16 protein-coding genes are annotated in these 14,706 nt (G+C 53.7%); 7 read left to right on the forward strand and 9 right to left on the reverse strand.

Translation table 11 applies throughout. The annotated features are described in order from the left end of the window. Positions 1 to 120 precede the first annotated feature (120 nt). From fimB to LGL98_RS04190, 3 genes are all read right to left on the reverse strand, one after another. Entirely contained in the window at positions 121 to 726 is a 606-nt protein-coding gene (fimB, locus tag LGL98_RS04185) for a type 1 fimbria switch DNA invertase FimB (RefSeq protein WP_004151951.1), read from the reverse strand. A 150-nt stretch (positions 727 to 876) separates the two neighbouring features. Continuing rightward, positions 877 to 1,125 (reverse strand): hypothetical protein, encoded by a 249-nt coding sequence (locus LGL98_RS26245; RefSeq protein WP_004144011.1) that lies wholly within the window; start codon positions 1,123 to 1,125, stop codon positions 877 to 879. Between the two features lie 402 nt (positions 1,126 to 1,527). Next, positions 1,528 to 1,773: a hypothetical protein gene (locus LGL98_RS04190; protein ID WP_136029188.1), complete on the reverse strand. Its 246-nt coding sequence runs from the start codon at positions 1,771 to 1,773 to the stop codon at positions 1,528 to 1,530. Positions 1,774 to 2,163: 390 nt separating this feature from the next. Here LGL98_RS04190 and LGL98_RS04195 point away from each other — a divergent pair, with 390 nt between their 5' ends. Then, complete coding sequence (locus tag LGL98_RS04195; RefSeq protein WP_136029190.1) at positions 2,164 to 3,120, forward strand: nickel/cobalt transporter; 957 nt, start codon at positions 2,164 to 2,166, stop codon at positions 3,118 to 3,120. On the opposite strand, the gene LGL98_RS04200 is transcribed toward LGL98_RS04195, so the two are convergent. Then, entirely contained in the window at positions 3,117 to 3,623 is a 507-nt protein-coding gene (locus LGL98_RS04200) for a MarR family winged helix-turn-helix transcriptional regulator (RefSeq protein WP_020805182.1), read from the reverse strand. The genes LGL98_RS04195 and LGL98_RS04200 overlap by 4 nt on opposite strands. Positions 3,624 to 3,704: 81 nt before the next feature. Between LGL98_RS04200 and LGL98_RS04205 the strand changes: the two genes are divergently transcribed. After that, entirely contained in the window at positions 3,705 to 4,601 is an 897-nt protein-coding gene (locus tag LGL98_RS04205) for an EamA family transporter (RefSeq protein WP_136029192.1), read from the forward strand. A gap of 95 nt (positions 4,602 to 4,696) precedes the next feature. Here LGL98_RS04205 and LGL98_RS04210 read toward each other — a convergent pair whose 3' ends face one another. Continuing rightward, positions 4,697 to 4,906: a YdgH/BhsA/McbA family protein gene (locus LGL98_RS04210; RefSeq protein ID WP_002916131.1), complete on the reverse strand. Its 210-nt coding sequence runs from the start codon at positions 4,904 to 4,906 to the stop codon at positions 4,697 to 4,699. Between the two features lie 704 nt (positions 4,907 to 5,610). Between LGL98_RS04210 and mrkA the strand changes: the two genes are divergently transcribed. From mrkA to mrkF, 5 genes are all read left to right on the forward strand, one after another. Continuing rightward, complete coding sequence (gene mrkA, locus LGL98_RS04215; RefSeq protein ID WP_136029194.1) at positions 5,611 to 6,219, forward strand: type 3 fimbria major subunit MrkA; 609 nt, start codon at positions 5,611 to 5,613, stop codon at positions 6,217 to 6,219. 95 nt (positions 6,220 to 6,314) lie between these two features. Beyond that, positions 6,315 to 7,016 carry a type 3 fimbria chaperone MrkB gene (gene mrkB / locus LGL98_RS04220; RefSeq protein WP_136029196.1) on the forward strand — a complete coding sequence of 234 codons (702 nt, stop codon included), beginning with the start codon at positions 6,315 to 6,317 and terminating at the stop codon, positions 7,014 to 7,016. Between the two features lie 11 nt (positions 7,017 to 7,027). After that, positions 7,028 to 9,514: a type 3 fimbria usher protein MrkC gene (mrkC, locus tag LGL98_RS04225; RefSeq protein WP_136029197.1), complete on the forward strand. Its 2,487-nt coding sequence runs from the start codon at positions 7,028 to 7,030 to the stop codon at positions 9,512 to 9,514. After that, positions 9,505 to 10,500, forward strand: coding sequence for a type 3 fimbria adhesin subunit MrkD (mrkD, locus tag LGL98_RS04230; protein ID WP_136029199.1), 996 nt, complete (start codon positions 9,505 to 9,507; stop codon positions 10,498 to 10,500). Before mrkC ends, mrkD begins: the two co-directional genes overlap by 10 nt. A 13-nt stretch (positions 10,501 to 10,513) precedes the next feature. Then, on the forward strand, positions 10,514 to 11,149 hold the full coding sequence (gene mrkF / locus LGL98_RS04235; protein WP_136029202.1) for a type 3 fimbria minor subunit MrkF: 636 nt from the start codon (positions 10,514 to 10,516) through the stop codon (positions 11,147 to 11,149). Positions 11,150 to 11,183: 34 nt separating this feature from the next. Here mrkF and mrkJ read toward each other — a convergent pair whose 3' ends face one another. The 4 genes from mrkJ to LGL98_RS04255 all read right to left on the reverse strand — a co-directional run bounded on the left by mrkJ (position 11,184) and on the right by LGL98_RS04255 (position 14,597). Continuing rightward, complete coding sequence (mrkJ, locus tag LGL98_RS04240; protein ID WP_136029204.1) at positions 11,184 to 11,900, reverse strand: cyclic-di-GMP phosphodiesterase MrkJ; 717 nt, start codon at positions 11,898 to 11,900, stop codon at positions 11,184 to 11,186. 143 nt (positions 11,901 to 12,043) lie between these two features. Then, complete coding sequence (mrkI, locus tag LGL98_RS04245) at positions 12,044 to 12,628, reverse strand: transcriptional regulator MrkI (RefSeq protein WP_136029206.1); 585 nt, start codon at positions 12,626 to 12,628, stop codon at positions 12,044 to 12,046. A 5-nt stretch (positions 12,629 to 12,633) separates the two neighbouring features. After that, a complete protein-coding gene (gene mrkH, locus LGL98_RS04250; protein ID WP_136029208.1) occupies positions 12,634 to 13,338 on the reverse strand; it encodes a transcriptional activator MrkH in 705 nt (234 codons plus the stop codon). A gap of 380 nt (positions 13,339 to 13,718) precedes the next feature. Next, entirely contained in the window at positions 13,719 to 14,597 is an 879-nt protein-coding gene (locus LGL98_RS04255) for an oxidoreductase (RefSeq protein WP_136029210.1), read from the reverse strand. Positions 14,598 to 14,706: the final 109 nt, after the last annotated feature.

The raw sequence follows: 14,706 nt of genomic DNA on the forward strand, positions 1-14,706 counted from the left end.
ATTCATAAGGATTAAATAAGAACTTGTGGGAACAGTAATCCTAATTAACGCAGGGTTAATAATCATGAATATTTTAATTTGTCGACCGCTCGCGATACAACGCCATCCGTGGCGTCAAGGCTATTGGATCAGCGACGATCGCTGTTTGTCACGGGGATTGTCCCAGATGCCATAGAAACGCCCCGCATTGCTGGCGGTATACCAGACGGTGTGGCGGATATTGCGATGCCCGAGATAATCCTGAATCAAGCGGGTATCGATCCCCATATTCGCCAACGCAAAGCCACAGGAGTGCCGCAGCATGTGCGGGTGGATCTCCAGTGGCAGCCCCGCCAGTCCCCCTGAGGACGCGATAATCTGATAAAACTGTTGGCGGGAAAGGGGATTACCTTTGCGGGAGAGAAACAGCCATTCGCTGGCGGCCTGCGGCCAGCTGCTGCGAATGGCCAGCCAGCGCTTTAGGGCATAAATCTCTTTATCCAGCAATGGGTGGGTAGTCGAAAACCCTTTTTTAAGCCGATGGATGTAAACACATCGGGCAGCAAGGTCGATATCCGATATTCGTAGACGACAGATCTCGCTGGCGCGCAGACCATGGATGAAGCACAGTAACGTCAGGCAATAATTACGTGCAGCATAAGGACCGGTATCGGCCGCTTTAAGTAAAGACTCAATTTCATTCTGAGTCAGGAAGTTCCTTTTTTTTATGTCGGCGTTATTCGTCATGGTTTTCCCTTTTATTGCAGGCATATTTTTGGCTTTCCGAGCCTGCGTCAGGTCATTGTTAAATTTGACTGCCTTTTTATTTTGAAACAGCGTGGTGATAACGTTTTAATTTGCTACGAGCGCGAGCGGTATCATGGGCTATCTCCATTGCTAACGATAAGAGGCCGCGATCTGAAGGGTAAAGAAAGGGTGAGCTGGCTGCACTGATGAATCTTTCCTGGGGGTTTCCACGTCCTGTACATCCCTGATCCTCTTGATGATACCCGCATGATGATGAAGGCTTGGGCTTCCGGCCACGGCAAGGCGGCTATCAATGCCGTCATGATTGATTGCCTGTCTACTGGGCAATGTCACCCCAGTAAACCAGCCTCCCTCGCCGACAACCTTCGGGAATGGCATGAGAAATTTCTCAGACAAAATACAACCTTAAGTCGTCTGGATAGCATTCACTGCAAAACTACAACAGTGATTAAACCATACTGCAAAAAGCCTGGTGATAATAGCATTGTCTGTAATAGAGCACATTACGCCGTATTTCAACGGGTAAGCTTAATCTGGTACATGCGGTTGAATGAGATGAAAACTCGTCACGGTCAACGTATACAGGACGACGTCAATGGAGGCAGTAGGGGGACTGGTAAGTATTGCGACACGGTCTGTTGGCGGGTTGGAATACTCGCTTCCCTGTTAAGAATAAGCTGCATAGTAGAAACGTCAGGTTGGCGATTACAGTATCAGGAGAGAATTAACGGCTTCGGCGCGGGAAGGACTCACATCCAGGATACGCCGAAGCCTGCCGGTTCACCACTTTTCGTCACGTGCCTCCTGGCGACCTTCACGGCGGTTTTCCCGTTTATCATGACGGCAACTGGCGTTGCTTTGATTGTTATTGCGGACGCATTCCTGCTTGGTATCTCGACCTTGTTCGCGACTATCCTGACGGATATCTCGGGCGTCCTGGCGCTTGTCGCTGCGCCAGGTAGCCTGGACAGAAAGCGATGGCAGCAGTAGCGCCATACAGACCAGGGTAAGTAAGCCTCTTTTCATGGGAGTGATCCTGCTGAAGAGTACAATAAATAAATAGCAGTTAAAGAATATTCTTGCCGGAAGCGCAGCATAATAAATGACAAAAAATGCTCGCAAAGAAATAACTTATTTATTTTTATCTGTAATTTTTCGAGTAATTATTCCTATCAAAAGGTATTGGTAACCAATAACGCATAAAAAGATATAACTATGGTATGCTCAAGATATTGAGGCATTCTGCGCTAATACGGTGTCGAGAAGATAGCGATCGGTAGATAATGCGGAGCCTGGTGACTACGAACAATCCCGTGGCCAGTTTCGACAAATTCCTCACCCTTCAGCGCTGACACCTTCGCTCGCCTGTCGTAAAGTTGCTGTCAGGCGGTTTACGTTTACTACAATGGCATAACGATGACGACTCCGATTGCGCTCCGCGACTGGCGCCTGCTGGCGGCCGGGTGCGGCGGCCTTCTCCTGCTGGCCGCAGGTATCACCTTGCATAGCCACTGGGGTGACTTTCTCCAGTGGTGTCTCGCCACCCAAATTACCCTGCATCGCTATCTGGTGATGTACCTTCTGTTGCTGAATAACCATCAGTACAGCGGCGGTATCTGGCTGCTGGTGGGGGCCTTTCTCTATGGCGTGCTGCACGCCGTCGGACCGGGACACGGTAAATTTATCGTGACGACCTACCTGAGCACCAATCAGGAGAGCCTGACGGCGGCGCGAGTGGTGCCCTTTCTCGGCAGCCTGTTGCAGGGCGTCACTGCGATACTTTTCGTCTTTATTCTTGCGGTGGGGCTGAATCTGGCCGCCGGCGATCTTAGCGCCAGCCGCTGGTACGTCGAGAAGATCAGCGCCCTGACCATCGGCGTCTTTGGGGCTTATGTTATCTTTCGCGCTCTGCAAAGCCTGTGGCCGGCAAAACAGGTGATTCGCCGTCTGACGCCAGCGCATCAGCATGACGCCTCGTGCGGCTGCGGCCACCACGGCGTGGGGCAGGATCTGCAGGGCGCTGACTGGAAGACGCGCCTTGGCGTGGTGCTGGCTATCGGCGTTCGGCCCTGCAGCGGGGCGATCATGATTTTATTATTCGCCAACGCGCTGGGGATTGTCAGCTGGGGCATCGCCGCGGTGATGAGCATGGCGCTGGGCACCGCGCTCTCGATCCTCGGTCTGTCGCTGCTGGTTCACTATGCGCGTCATCGCACGGTCAAACGATTGGCCACGAATCACCGCCCGCGGCCCTGGCTGGTACCGCTGGTGAAGATCCTCGGCGGTCTGGCGCTGATCCTCTTTGCCGTGGGATTGTTTTTCACCGTGGTGCCGATCAGCGCCAACGGCGACTTTATCGCGGCTGGCTGTTAGCCCGTTTCCAGCAGTCGCATCAACACCCGCAGCGCCTGATCCAACTGCTGGCGTTCACCGTCACTGAGTCCTGCCAGCAGTTGTCGTTCGTTGTCGACGTGGGTTTCCACTGCGGCATCGATTCGTTCGCGTCCGGCGGGCGTCAGGGCGACCAGCATACTGCGGGCGTCTTCCGGATTGGGCAGGCGGGTAATAAACCCGCGTTTCTCCAGCGCCTTCAGACGATGGGTCATGGTGCCGGAAGTAATCATCAGCGTAGAGAAGAGCTGGGTTGGCGAAAGTACGAAAGGCGCCCCGGCGCGCCGCAGCGTCGCCAGCATGTCAAACTCCCAGCGCACCAGATCGTGGCGCGTAAAGGCCACTTCCACTTGCGGCTCCAGCAGCATAGCGCATCGTTTCAGGCGACCTATCGGCCCCATCGGGCTGCAGTCCAGATCTGGCCGCTCCCGCTGCCACTGGGCGAGGATGCGATCCACGGCGTCGATCGGCGGTGATTTGTCCATCAGTGCTCACTTGTCTTGATATCAAGATACTTGGCGGTACATACTTCAGGCACCAATTTACCTTGAAGTGAAGATAAAATCATGGCTTTTCTCTCACGTAATCTGATGATCGACTTATTGCTCACCGCGCTGGCGCCCGCTATCTGGGGAACAACCTACATCGTCACCTCCCAGTTTCTTCCCCCTGATCGACCCTTTATCGCTGCGCTATTGAGGGTGCTGCCGGCAGGTATCGCCCTGCTGATCTGGAGCCGTCGCTTTCCGCAGCGCGGCGAATGGGTAAAGCTTATCGTCACCGGCATGTTAAATATCGGCGCGTTTCAGGCGCTGCTGTTTATCGCCGCCTATCGCTTACCCGGCGGGCTGGCGGCGGTGATCGGTGCGATCCAGCCGCTACTGGTGATGCTCCTCGCCTGGTGCGTAGACCGACAGCGTTCGCCCTGGCTGGCGGTGTTCTCCGCCATCGCCGGCATACTCGGTATGGCGATGCTGCTGCTGTCGCCGGGATCCGTCCTTGATGCGCTGGGCATCGGCGCGGCATTTCTTGGGGCGCTCAGTATGGCGCTGGGCACCTGGCTCTCCCGGCGCTGGGCGCTCTCCCTGCCGATCGTCGCGCTGACCGGCTGGCAGCTGACGATCGGTGGGGTAGCGCTGGCCCCGCTGGCGCTACTGATTGATCCACCTTTACATCAGGTGACAGCGCTACAGGTGGCTGGCTATCTGTGGCTATGCGTGGCGGGTGCGATGCTGGCCTATGGTCTGTGGTTCCGGGGGATTGGCCGCCTCTCGCCGGTGGCGGTATCGGCGATGAGTCTGCTGAGCCCGGTGACCGCCGTGGTACTGGGATGGATATTCCTCGGACAAAAGATCCAGGGAATGGCGCTGGTGGGACTGATCGTGGTGCTGGCGAGCGTGTTGTCTATCCAGCGCGCGCTGGCGCGCCAGGCAGCGGGAGCAAAAACGAAAAAAGCCCCGTAACGGGGCTCGACATTGCTGCGTATGGGGTGGGCGGCGGGAGCCAGACCAGCCACCCGCAGGCGGCCTGTCCGGCAGCTCCCTCTGCAACCATTCGCTTATTTAGACAGCTCGGCGGTCATATGGACCTGGTTGCCGGTGTAGGCTTCGGTGATGTGGTAGGAAGCGCCTTGTTCTTTCGCAATGGTTGCGATTTTCGCTTCTGCGCTGTCCAGGGTGTCAGCGGTCACGCTCACCGGATGAGCGAAGCTAGCGAAAGAAACCAGAGAGAGCATACCGGCAGCGGCGAGTAATTTTACGTTTTTCATGGTGTTTATCCTTTAAACTTTTATGGTGGAAAGCGTGTTTGCTTTCGATGGGTTTATAATAAGTCTGCTAACTATAACGTGCGTTGCAAAAAGTGCGATTTAGATCACGTTTTTGTGGCGGAGGGATGATAAGGGTAGCGGTGTTTATCTATTTTTTAATTTAAAAACAATGATTTGATGATAGTGTTATGCAAGGAATATCACGCGAGCTGCTTGCGTACACAGGAAGGAATGCGCCTCATTTACCTCTATATCATTCATTGCGTGAATTAGTTGGTGTTATTTTCCTCGCTACCAAGGAGGTTTAGGACTTATCGCGATGGCGCCGTGTCGGCTTTTGCGGCAGTCTGATCGGCTTCATTTCCCCTTGCGCGGCGTTAGACATTCTGCGCTGTAAATAACCACAGTCTCGTTTTCATCTATCAATAATCATTTATTAATAGCTTACGCTTGTTTGTTATATATCTTAATGAAACGTGAACAAATGTATATTTGTCGGCGAATGAATAGCATTCTTTGACGCCGATAGCACCAGCGAACTTATATTTTTAGGTTCGTTACCTGACGCCTTAAATATTGCGGCTCCCGGTCAGTCGAAGATTCTATTAGCAGTGGCATAAATCAGCATCGCCTGATGTTTCTGGTTCTATGCGAATTCACAGTGTGCTCATTGATTCGTAATTCACTCTGACAAGGAAATGGCAATGAAAAAGGTTCTTCTCTCTGCAGCAATGGCAACCGCGTTTTTTGGCATGACTGCTGCCCATGCAGCTGATACCACTGTTGGCGGCGGCCAGGTTAATTTCTTCGGTAAAGTTACCGACGTATCCTGTACTGTTTCCGTTAACGGCCAGGGTAGCGATGCGAACGTTTACCTGTCTCCGGTAACCCTGACTGAAGTTAAAGCGGCAGCAGCGGATACTTACCTGAAACCGAAATCTTTCACCATTGACGTCTCTAACTGCCAGGCTGCCGATGGCACCAAACAGGATGACGTAAGCAAACTGGGCGTGAACTGGACCGGTGGTAACCTGCTGGCTGGCGCAAGCAGCAAGCAGCAGGGCTACCTGGCGAACACCGAATCTGCTGGCGCGCAGAACATCCAGCTGGTGCTGTCGACTGACGACGCCACCGCGCTGACCAACAAAATCATCCCAGGCGACAATACTCAGCCGAAAGCGAAAGGCGATACTTCCGCTGTAGCCGATGGCGCGCGCTTCACCTACTACGTTGGCTATGCCTCCAGCACGCCGGACACTGTGACCACCGGTGTGGTCAACAGCTACGCGACTTACGAAATTACTTACCAGTAATTCCGCCAGAAAATAAAACTGCCCCGCTATGGGGCAGTTAATAACAATAATAAAGCGGCGATGACCGCCGCTTCTATTTTTATTCTGAGGTCAGCATGAAGCGTATTGCCCTTTTTTTCTGTTTCATTTTTAGTTTTGCGGCCCATGCCAACAACATTATTGTTAACGGTACCCGCTTTATTTATCCCGGAAATGAAAAAGAAATAACGGTACAGCTTTCAAATAACGCCGACCGTCCGGCGCTGGCGCAGGCCTGGCTGGATAATGGCGATGCCGACGCGACACCGGATACCATTACCACCCCGTTTATTATCACCCCGCCGATCTCGCGTGTTGACGCCAAAAGCGGCCAGACACTGCGTATTAAACTCGGCAGCAATGCCGGCCTGGCGAAAGATAAAGAAACGCTGTGGTGGCTGAACCTGCTGGAAATTCCACCTGTGGTGGCCGATCAGAAAAATGAAGGCCAGAACGTGCTGCAGCTGGCGATCCGTTCCCGATTTAAATTTATCTACCGTCCTGCGGGGTTAGGCAACCGCGATGCGGCGGCCGAAAAGCTGGTTTTGACCGCCAGCGGCAGTAGCCTCGGCATGAATAACCCGACGCCGTTTTACATCACCGTTAGCCGTATTTCCCGCGACGGCGGCAAAGCCCTGAACAGCAAAACCGTGATGCTGGCGCCGCAGTCCAGCCAGACGGTAGCGCTCTCGTCCGCTGTCAACCGCGGTGAAACCTTGACCATTAATAACATCAATGACTATGGCGCCGATGTCGCAGTGAAAGTGGCCGTTAAATAAGGGAAACGCTAATGAAGCAGAGGTCATTCTGCCCGGGAAGATTAAGCACCGCGATCGCCCTCGCGCTGTGCTGCTTTCCGCCATTTTCCAGCGGACAGGAAAACCCGGGAACGGTATATCAATTTAACGACGGCTTTATTGTCGGCAGTCGCGAAAAGGTCGACCTGTCGCGCTTTTCGACCAGTGCGATTAGCGAAGGCACATACTCCCTTGATGTCTATACCAACGACGAGTGGAAAGGGCGTTACGATCTGCGCATCGCGCGTGACAAAGACGGTCAACTCGGCGTCTGCTACACCAAAGCGATGCTGGCGCAGTACGGCATCGCTGCGGAAAAGCTCAATCCGCAGCTGAGCGAGCAGGAAGGCTACTGTGGCAGCCTCAAATCCTGGCGTAACGAAGAAAACGTCAAAGATAACCTGGTCCAGTCCTCTCTGCGACTGAACATCTCGGTGCCGCAGATCTATGAAGATCAACGGTTGAAAAACTATGTCAGCCCGGAATTCTGGGACAAAGGCATTACCGCACTTAATCTTGGCTGGATGGCCAACGCCTGGAACAGTCACACCTCTTCGGTAGGCGGATCGGATAACAGCAGCGCCTATCTGGGCGTTAACGCTGGTCTGTCATGGGACGGCTGGCTGCTGAAGCACATCGGTAACCTGAACTGGCAGCAGCAGCAGGGTAAAGCGCACTGGAACAGTAACCAGACCTATCTCCAGCGCCCCATTCCGCAGCTCAACTCCATTGTCAGCGGCGGACAGATTTTTACCAATGGTGAATTTTTCGACACCATCGGTCTGCGTGGGATCAACCTTTCTACCGATGACAATATGTTCCCGGACGGCATGCGCTCCTATGCTCCGGAAATTCGCGGCGTGGCGCAAAGCAACGCCCTCGTCACCGTGCGCCAGGGCAGCAACATCATCTATCAGACCACCGTTCCGCCCGGGCCGTTTACCCTGCAGGATGTCTATCCTTCCGGCTATGGCAGCGACCTTGAGGTTTCGGTGAAAGAGGCGGATGGCTCGGTGGAAGTCTTTAGCGTGCCTTACGCTTCCGTCGCCCAGCTGCTGCGCCCGGGAATGACCCGCTACGCGCTTTCTGCCGGTAAAGTGGACGACAGTTCTCTGCGCAACAAGCCGATGCTCTATCAGGCCACCTGGCAGCACGGGATCAATAACCTGCTGACCGGCTACACCGGGGTCACCGGTTTCGATGACTATCAGGCCTTCCTGGTGGGGACCGGGATGAACACCGGCATCGGCGCGCTCTCCTTTGACGTGACCCATTCGCGGCTGAAGAGCGATACCTATGATGAATCGGGTCAGAGCTATCGCGCGACTTTTAACCGCATGTTTACCGATACTCAGACCAGCATCGTGTTGGCGGCGTATCGCTACTCGACGAAAGGCTATTACAACCTCAATGACGCGTTATACGCCGTCGATCAGGAAAAAAACAGCCGCAGCAACTACATCCTGTGGCGGCAAAAAAACGGCATGACCTTCACCGTGAACCAGAACCTTCCGGAAGGCTGGGGCGGGTTTTATCTCAGCGGCCGTATCTCCGATTACTGGAACCGTTCCGGGACCGAGAAGCAGTATCAGGTCAGCTACAACAATTCCTTTGGCCGTCTCTCCTGGTCGGCGAGCGCCCAGCGCGTCTATACGCCAGACAGCTCCGGTCATCGCCGCGACGATCGCATTTCACTCAACTTCAGCTACCCGCTGTGGTTTGGCGATAACCGCACCGCCAACCTGACGTCGAACACCTCGTTCAATAACTCGCGCTTTGCCAGCTCGCAGATTGGCATCAACGGTTCGCTGGACAGTGAAAACAACCTGAACTACGGCGTGTCGACCACCACGGCTACCGGCGGCCAGCACGATGTGGCGCTCAACGGCAGCTACCGTACGCCATGGACCACGCTCAACGGCAGCTACAGCCAGGGCGAAGGCTATCGTCAGAGCGGCATTGGCGCCAGCGGGACGATGATCGCCCACAGCGGCGGCGTGGTGCTTTCGCCGGAAAGCGGTTCGACGATGGCGCTGATTGAAGCCAAAGACGCGGCCGGTGCGATGCTCCCAGGTTCGCCAGGCACCCGTGTGGACAGCAATGGCTATGCCATCCTGCCGTATCTGCGCCCGTACCGGATTAACGCCGTCGAGATCGATCCGAAAGGCAGCCATGACGACGTGGCCTTCGATCGCACCGTGGCGCAGGTTGTGCCATGGGAAGGCAGCGTGGTTAAGGTGGCGTTCGGCACTACGGTGCAGAACAACCTCACCCTGCAGGCGCGCCAGGCGAACCACGAGCCGTTGCCGTTCGCCGCAAGTATTTTCTCCCCTGAGGGTAAAGAAATCGGTGTCGTTGGCCAGGGCAGCATGATGTTTATCAGCGATGCGAACGCCAAACGCGCGATTGTGAAGTGGAGCGGCGGGCAGTGTTCGGTGGAACTGGGACAGCAAACAACAAAGGATAGCGTATGTCGCTGAGGAAATTACTGACGCTTTTTATCGTCTTAATGGCGCTGGGAACCACCTCGTCCTGGGCCGTCTGTACGCGTCTCTCTTCGCCAACGGTGATGCTGGACATGGTGGTGGGCAGGGTGGTGGTGCCCCCGGATCTGCCGGTGGGATCGGTGATCCTCACCCGCGACTGGACGATGAGCGCCCCCGGCGGCGCGAGCTATCGCTGTACCTCCGGCACCAACCGCTTTGCGGCGAAGATTGTTGCGCCAGGGGCCACGGACCTCGGGAATAAAATCTATTCCACCAACGTGCCGGGTATCGGCATGCGTTTCAGCCGCGGCGGCGCGACGGTCAATATCGTCTATCCCGACGTCTTTTCGTCGCGGGTATCGGGTACTACCAGCTATTCGCTGGAGGGGTCGCGCTTTACGCTGGAGATAATCAAAACCGCGGCAACTACCGGCAGCGGCACTCTGGCGGCGGGGAAATACACCTCCTATGACTGGGAGAGCGGCGGTAACCCGATCCTCGAAACCTATTTAAGCGCCAACGCCATCACCGTGGTTTCGCCCTCCTGTACGGTGATGAGCGGGAAGAATATGAATGTCGATGTGGGCTCCATCCGGCGCAGCGATCTGAAAGGTGTGGGAACCACTGCGGGCGGGAAAGATTTTAATATCGATCTGCAGTGCAGCGGCGGTTTGAGTGAAACCGGGTATGCCAACATCAGCACCTCGTTCTCCGGAACGCTGGCTACCAGCACTACAGCGACCATGGGCGCCTTGCTGAATGAAAAGGCTGGCAGCGGCATGGCGAAAGGCGTCGGTATCCAGGTGCTGAAGGATGGAACGCCGCTGCAGTTTAATAAGAAATACACCGTCGGCCGCTTGAACAACCAGGAGACTCGCTACATCACCATACCGCTGCACGCGCGCTTTTATCAGTATGGCCCGACGACCAGTACCGGCGAGGTGGAGTCGCATATGATCTTTAACCTGACGTACGATTAATACGGGAGGGGGAATGAAGGGATTGCCGAAACACACTATCGCGTGGCTGCTGTTTTGTGGCTGCCTCGCCGCCCCCTCGGCGTGGGGTTTTGAGACCAATTATGACCGGGGACGTGTCGATTTTGCCGGGCGGGTAACAGATATCTCCTGCAGCGTTGCGCTAAACGGGGGTCAGCATGCTGGCAGCGGTAATGTCTGGCTGGCGCCGGTCAGCCTGGCGGAAGTCCACGATCGCGGGGCCGGGGCGTTTATGAAACCGCAGCCGTTTACCCTGGCACTGTCAAACTGCCAGCTGCGCCATGACGGTGGGGCCGCCTCGCAGGATGAGGTGCGTCGGGTCAGCGTGCGCTGGGTCGATGGTTTTTTACTGACGGCGGTTGGCAACGAAAACGCCGGCTATCTGGCCAATACCTTGCCAGATGGTGCGCAGAATATTTATCTGGCGCTATCGACTAACGATAATAATACGCTGGATAAGAGTAATAAAATTGTCCCGACGGACCCGCAGCAAAATCAGGTGCGTTTGCAGGAAAGCGCGGTCAGCGGCGGCCTGTTTACTTATTACGTTGGCTATGTTTCGCCCACGCCAAAAAGCGCCACCAGCGGGCCGATTACCAGCTGGGCAACGTGGGAATTAGTTTATAATTAAGTAATGTCAAAAAAGCCGGGAATTCCCGGCTTTGTTACATGGCAATATCGTCGGCGACCAGTTGTTCAATACTGACTTCCCGCCAGTAATGTCCCTGGATAGCAAACCACTCCATTCCCTGCAGCCATTCTTTATGGGCTTCGCTTTCTACACCTTCAATAATCACATTATGATGATTGCGCGATAAAAAGGTCACCAGCGCATCCATCAACTGACGGCCGGACTCTTTGCGCATCAGGTGCCAGAAAAAATCCTTATCAATTTTCACATAGTCAAAATGATAACCGCGAATAGCATTAATCCCGGCGTAGCCGGAGCCGAAGTCGTCGAGCCACAGGGAGGTATCCTGTGGATTCTGCCAGGCGGCAAGAGAATTATGCAGCAGATTCTCGGCGTTTTCGGTTACCTCAAAATGGACGCAGGTCAGGGCGGCGACTTTGGCTTTTATATCCTTCTGGCGCAACAGGTTCAGGATATGGTCATCAACGTTAATTGTTGCGGAAATATGGTTACGTAAAAACCATGCTTTATGCTTTTCAATCAGCGCCAGTTGTTCGAGAAAAATACGTTCCCGAACAGCGGCGGTAGCATGGCGGAAAAAATCTTCGGGGGAAATAGAAAGATTATCAAAGCGGCTTAAACATTCCACCGCGACCAGAGTGCCTTGTGGGGAAAACATTTTCTGAAAGACGTAGCGTACAGCGATATCATTACGAGATGAAATGTTGTCTTCGGATATTTTAGTGTTCATTATCCCTCATCAAGAGGTTAGTCAGACAATAGGTAGAGGATACATGAATTATAGGCTACCTGATGATTAATGGGAATGGCGTGAAATGTAAATCAGCAGCGAATAAGTACGCTTTCTCCGCTACCGATTTACCTCATTTACATTTAACATTGATGCAGGGCGGCAATACGCTGATTCATGGTACGGGAATTATCTATACCCAGTTTTTGCATGATATGGATTCGGTGGCTATGAACCGTTTTATGGGCAATACCGAGCAGGGCCGCAATACGCTTATTGTTATTGTTGGCAATCAATAATTCCAGTATCTGGCATTCGCGTTGCGACAGCTGTTTGCGCAATCGCTGCGGTGGTAGTTGACTGACGCCGCTCGCGCGCTGGGCGATAGAGGCAAACAGGGTGAGTGGTGATTTTTCAGTAATAATCATCGCATTATCAATCTTTATCAACTCCCTGCACAGCCCGGCAATCTCGCTTTTTACCACCAGCACCGGCTGCTGGTAGCGCAGCAGGGAAAAGCGCAGCGTATTCAACAAGCCCACCAGTCTGATGACAGAAATATCCTTATTGATTAAATTGAAAATAACCGTCTGAGCGTCCGGATTATGATTCCCATGGAGAAAATCCTCATAGCTCAGACGGGTGGCATTTTCATCGCTATCAATAAGGTAGTGATAGATTGAATGACCAATAAGATTATCATTGGTGTACAACAATATACTGTCCAAGGTTATCAGATTCTCTTTTTGCGCTTGGCTTCTAAGATCAGGTCCAGCAGTATCTTCTCTATTCTGCGTTGGTCATCGAGATGGCGAAACTTAAACTGACAGGATATCTGATAGTAACTTTCGCTCTCTTCATTGGTGTTATCCAGGGTGATAACAATGACATTCTTTACCATCAGGTCGATGGTGATCTCACCATATTCCGCCAGCATCAGTACGGCGTTTTTCAGCAACGCGTTATGGCTGAGGAATTTCAGATTTGGCGTCTTGGTTATCAATGCGCAACCGCCGTCAGAAATGTCTTTGATCTCGAAAAGATAGTTTTCGCCATTCTTATGGCGGCCGCGACAATAAAAGTCATGTTCATGGCGTAAACGAAAGCGGGGATCGCGGCGACGCTGTACGACCTGGAGGCATTCAGGCAATGAAAAAGCATAGCGGATACCCTTGTCCACACCGCTATTGTCATGTTTTGTCAGCGTTGCATTAAACTCTATTTTCCCTGAATCACTATGCAGGAGAAAGCGAGTCTTATGGCCTGACGGGATTTTACGATGGGTCTGAATATGAAACTCGGCAAAATCCACGCGTGTTAGTTGGGTAATGATACTGGTGTTGTTAAAAAATATTTCAATTTCAGTACGTTTGCGCAACTCCTCGCGGAAAATAGCAATAATTTCATACTTACTGGTCTTTATCGTTCCCTCTGTCATGTGCATCCCTTGTAAATAGTTGTGATGAAGCGTTTGATTTTTCTTATAGCAATAGCAACATTCTGATTGGGTTAATCAGATGTTTTTATGAGCGTTTGATGTTATTGGCTATCTTTGCAGCCAGATTGATTTGTATAAACTTGGAATTCGATATTGTTTTTCCTGTAATCAAGAGTTTCCAATTTTGGTCGTGACAAAAACGACAACGGCCTCCAAGCTGGAGACCGGTCGAAGGATATAAACTTAAGATTGATTATCGGGGACGATGAGAAAAGATCGTCGATCATGCCCCATTTGTAGGATCTATAGTGCCAGCAGTGTTGGGGTTTTTCCAGGCAAATATTGAGGAGGGAGGGGGCCCCTCCATTTCGTCTGGTGGGTCAGGGGTGCGTACTGGCAGCAATATTATCCAGAATACGCAAGGCCTCCGCCGGCAGGGCCAGTTCGGCGGCGGCTATATTTTCCGCCAGGTGCGTCCGGGATGAGGTGCCGGGGATCAACAAAATATTAGGCGAACGCTGGAGCAGCCAGGCGAGGGCGACCTGCATCGGCGTTGCCGCAAGCGAGGCCGCGACGTCGTTCAGCTCTTGTGCCTGCAGCGGTGTAAAACCGCCCAGCGGGAAGAAGGGCACCCAGGCGATGTGCTGGGCGGCGAGCGCGTCCACCAGCGCGTCGTCGGCGCGATGGGCGATGTTATAGAGGTTTTGTACGCAGACGATGGGCGTCATTTTCTGTGCATCGGCGACCTGTTTCGCCGTCACGTTACTCAGGCCGATATGGCGGATCAAACCCCGCTCCTTAAGCTCCAGCAACGTAGCGAGCGGCGCCTCCAGCGACCCTTCCACCGGGCCATGGGGGCTCAGCATACTGCGCAAATTGACCACCTCCAGCACGTCGAGCCCCAGATGACGCAAATTGTCCTCGACGGCCTGGGTCAGTTCGGCAGGCGACATGGCCGGCAGCCAGTTGCCTTTCTCGTCACGGCGGGCGCTGACCTTGGTGACAATGCACAGATCGTCAGGGTAGGGGTGGAGCGCTTTGCGGATCAGCTGATTGGTAATATGCGGCCCGTAAAAATCAGAGGTATCGATATGGTTGACTCCGGCCTCGACGGCGGCCTGCAGTACGCGCACCGCCTCCTCGGGATCTTTCGGCGGGCCGAAGACGCCGGGGCCAGCCAGCTGCATTGCGCCATAACCCAACCGATAAACCTGGCGATCGCCGAGCGTGCCGCGACCGGATAAGGTGACACTGGACATACGAACTCTCCTCACGATGGCTAAGCCGTAAGTGTAATCCGCTCAGGGGAAAGGAAAGGGCGAGAATATTGTCAGAATGTGCGACAGCGGCTCAGGCAAGCCGCTGTCG

The sequence above is a fragment of the Klebsiella africana genome, from assembly GCF_020526085.1.
GTDB classification, from domain to species: Bacteria; Pseudomonadota; Gammaproteobacteria; order Enterobacterales; family Enterobacteriaceae; genus Klebsiella; species Klebsiella africana.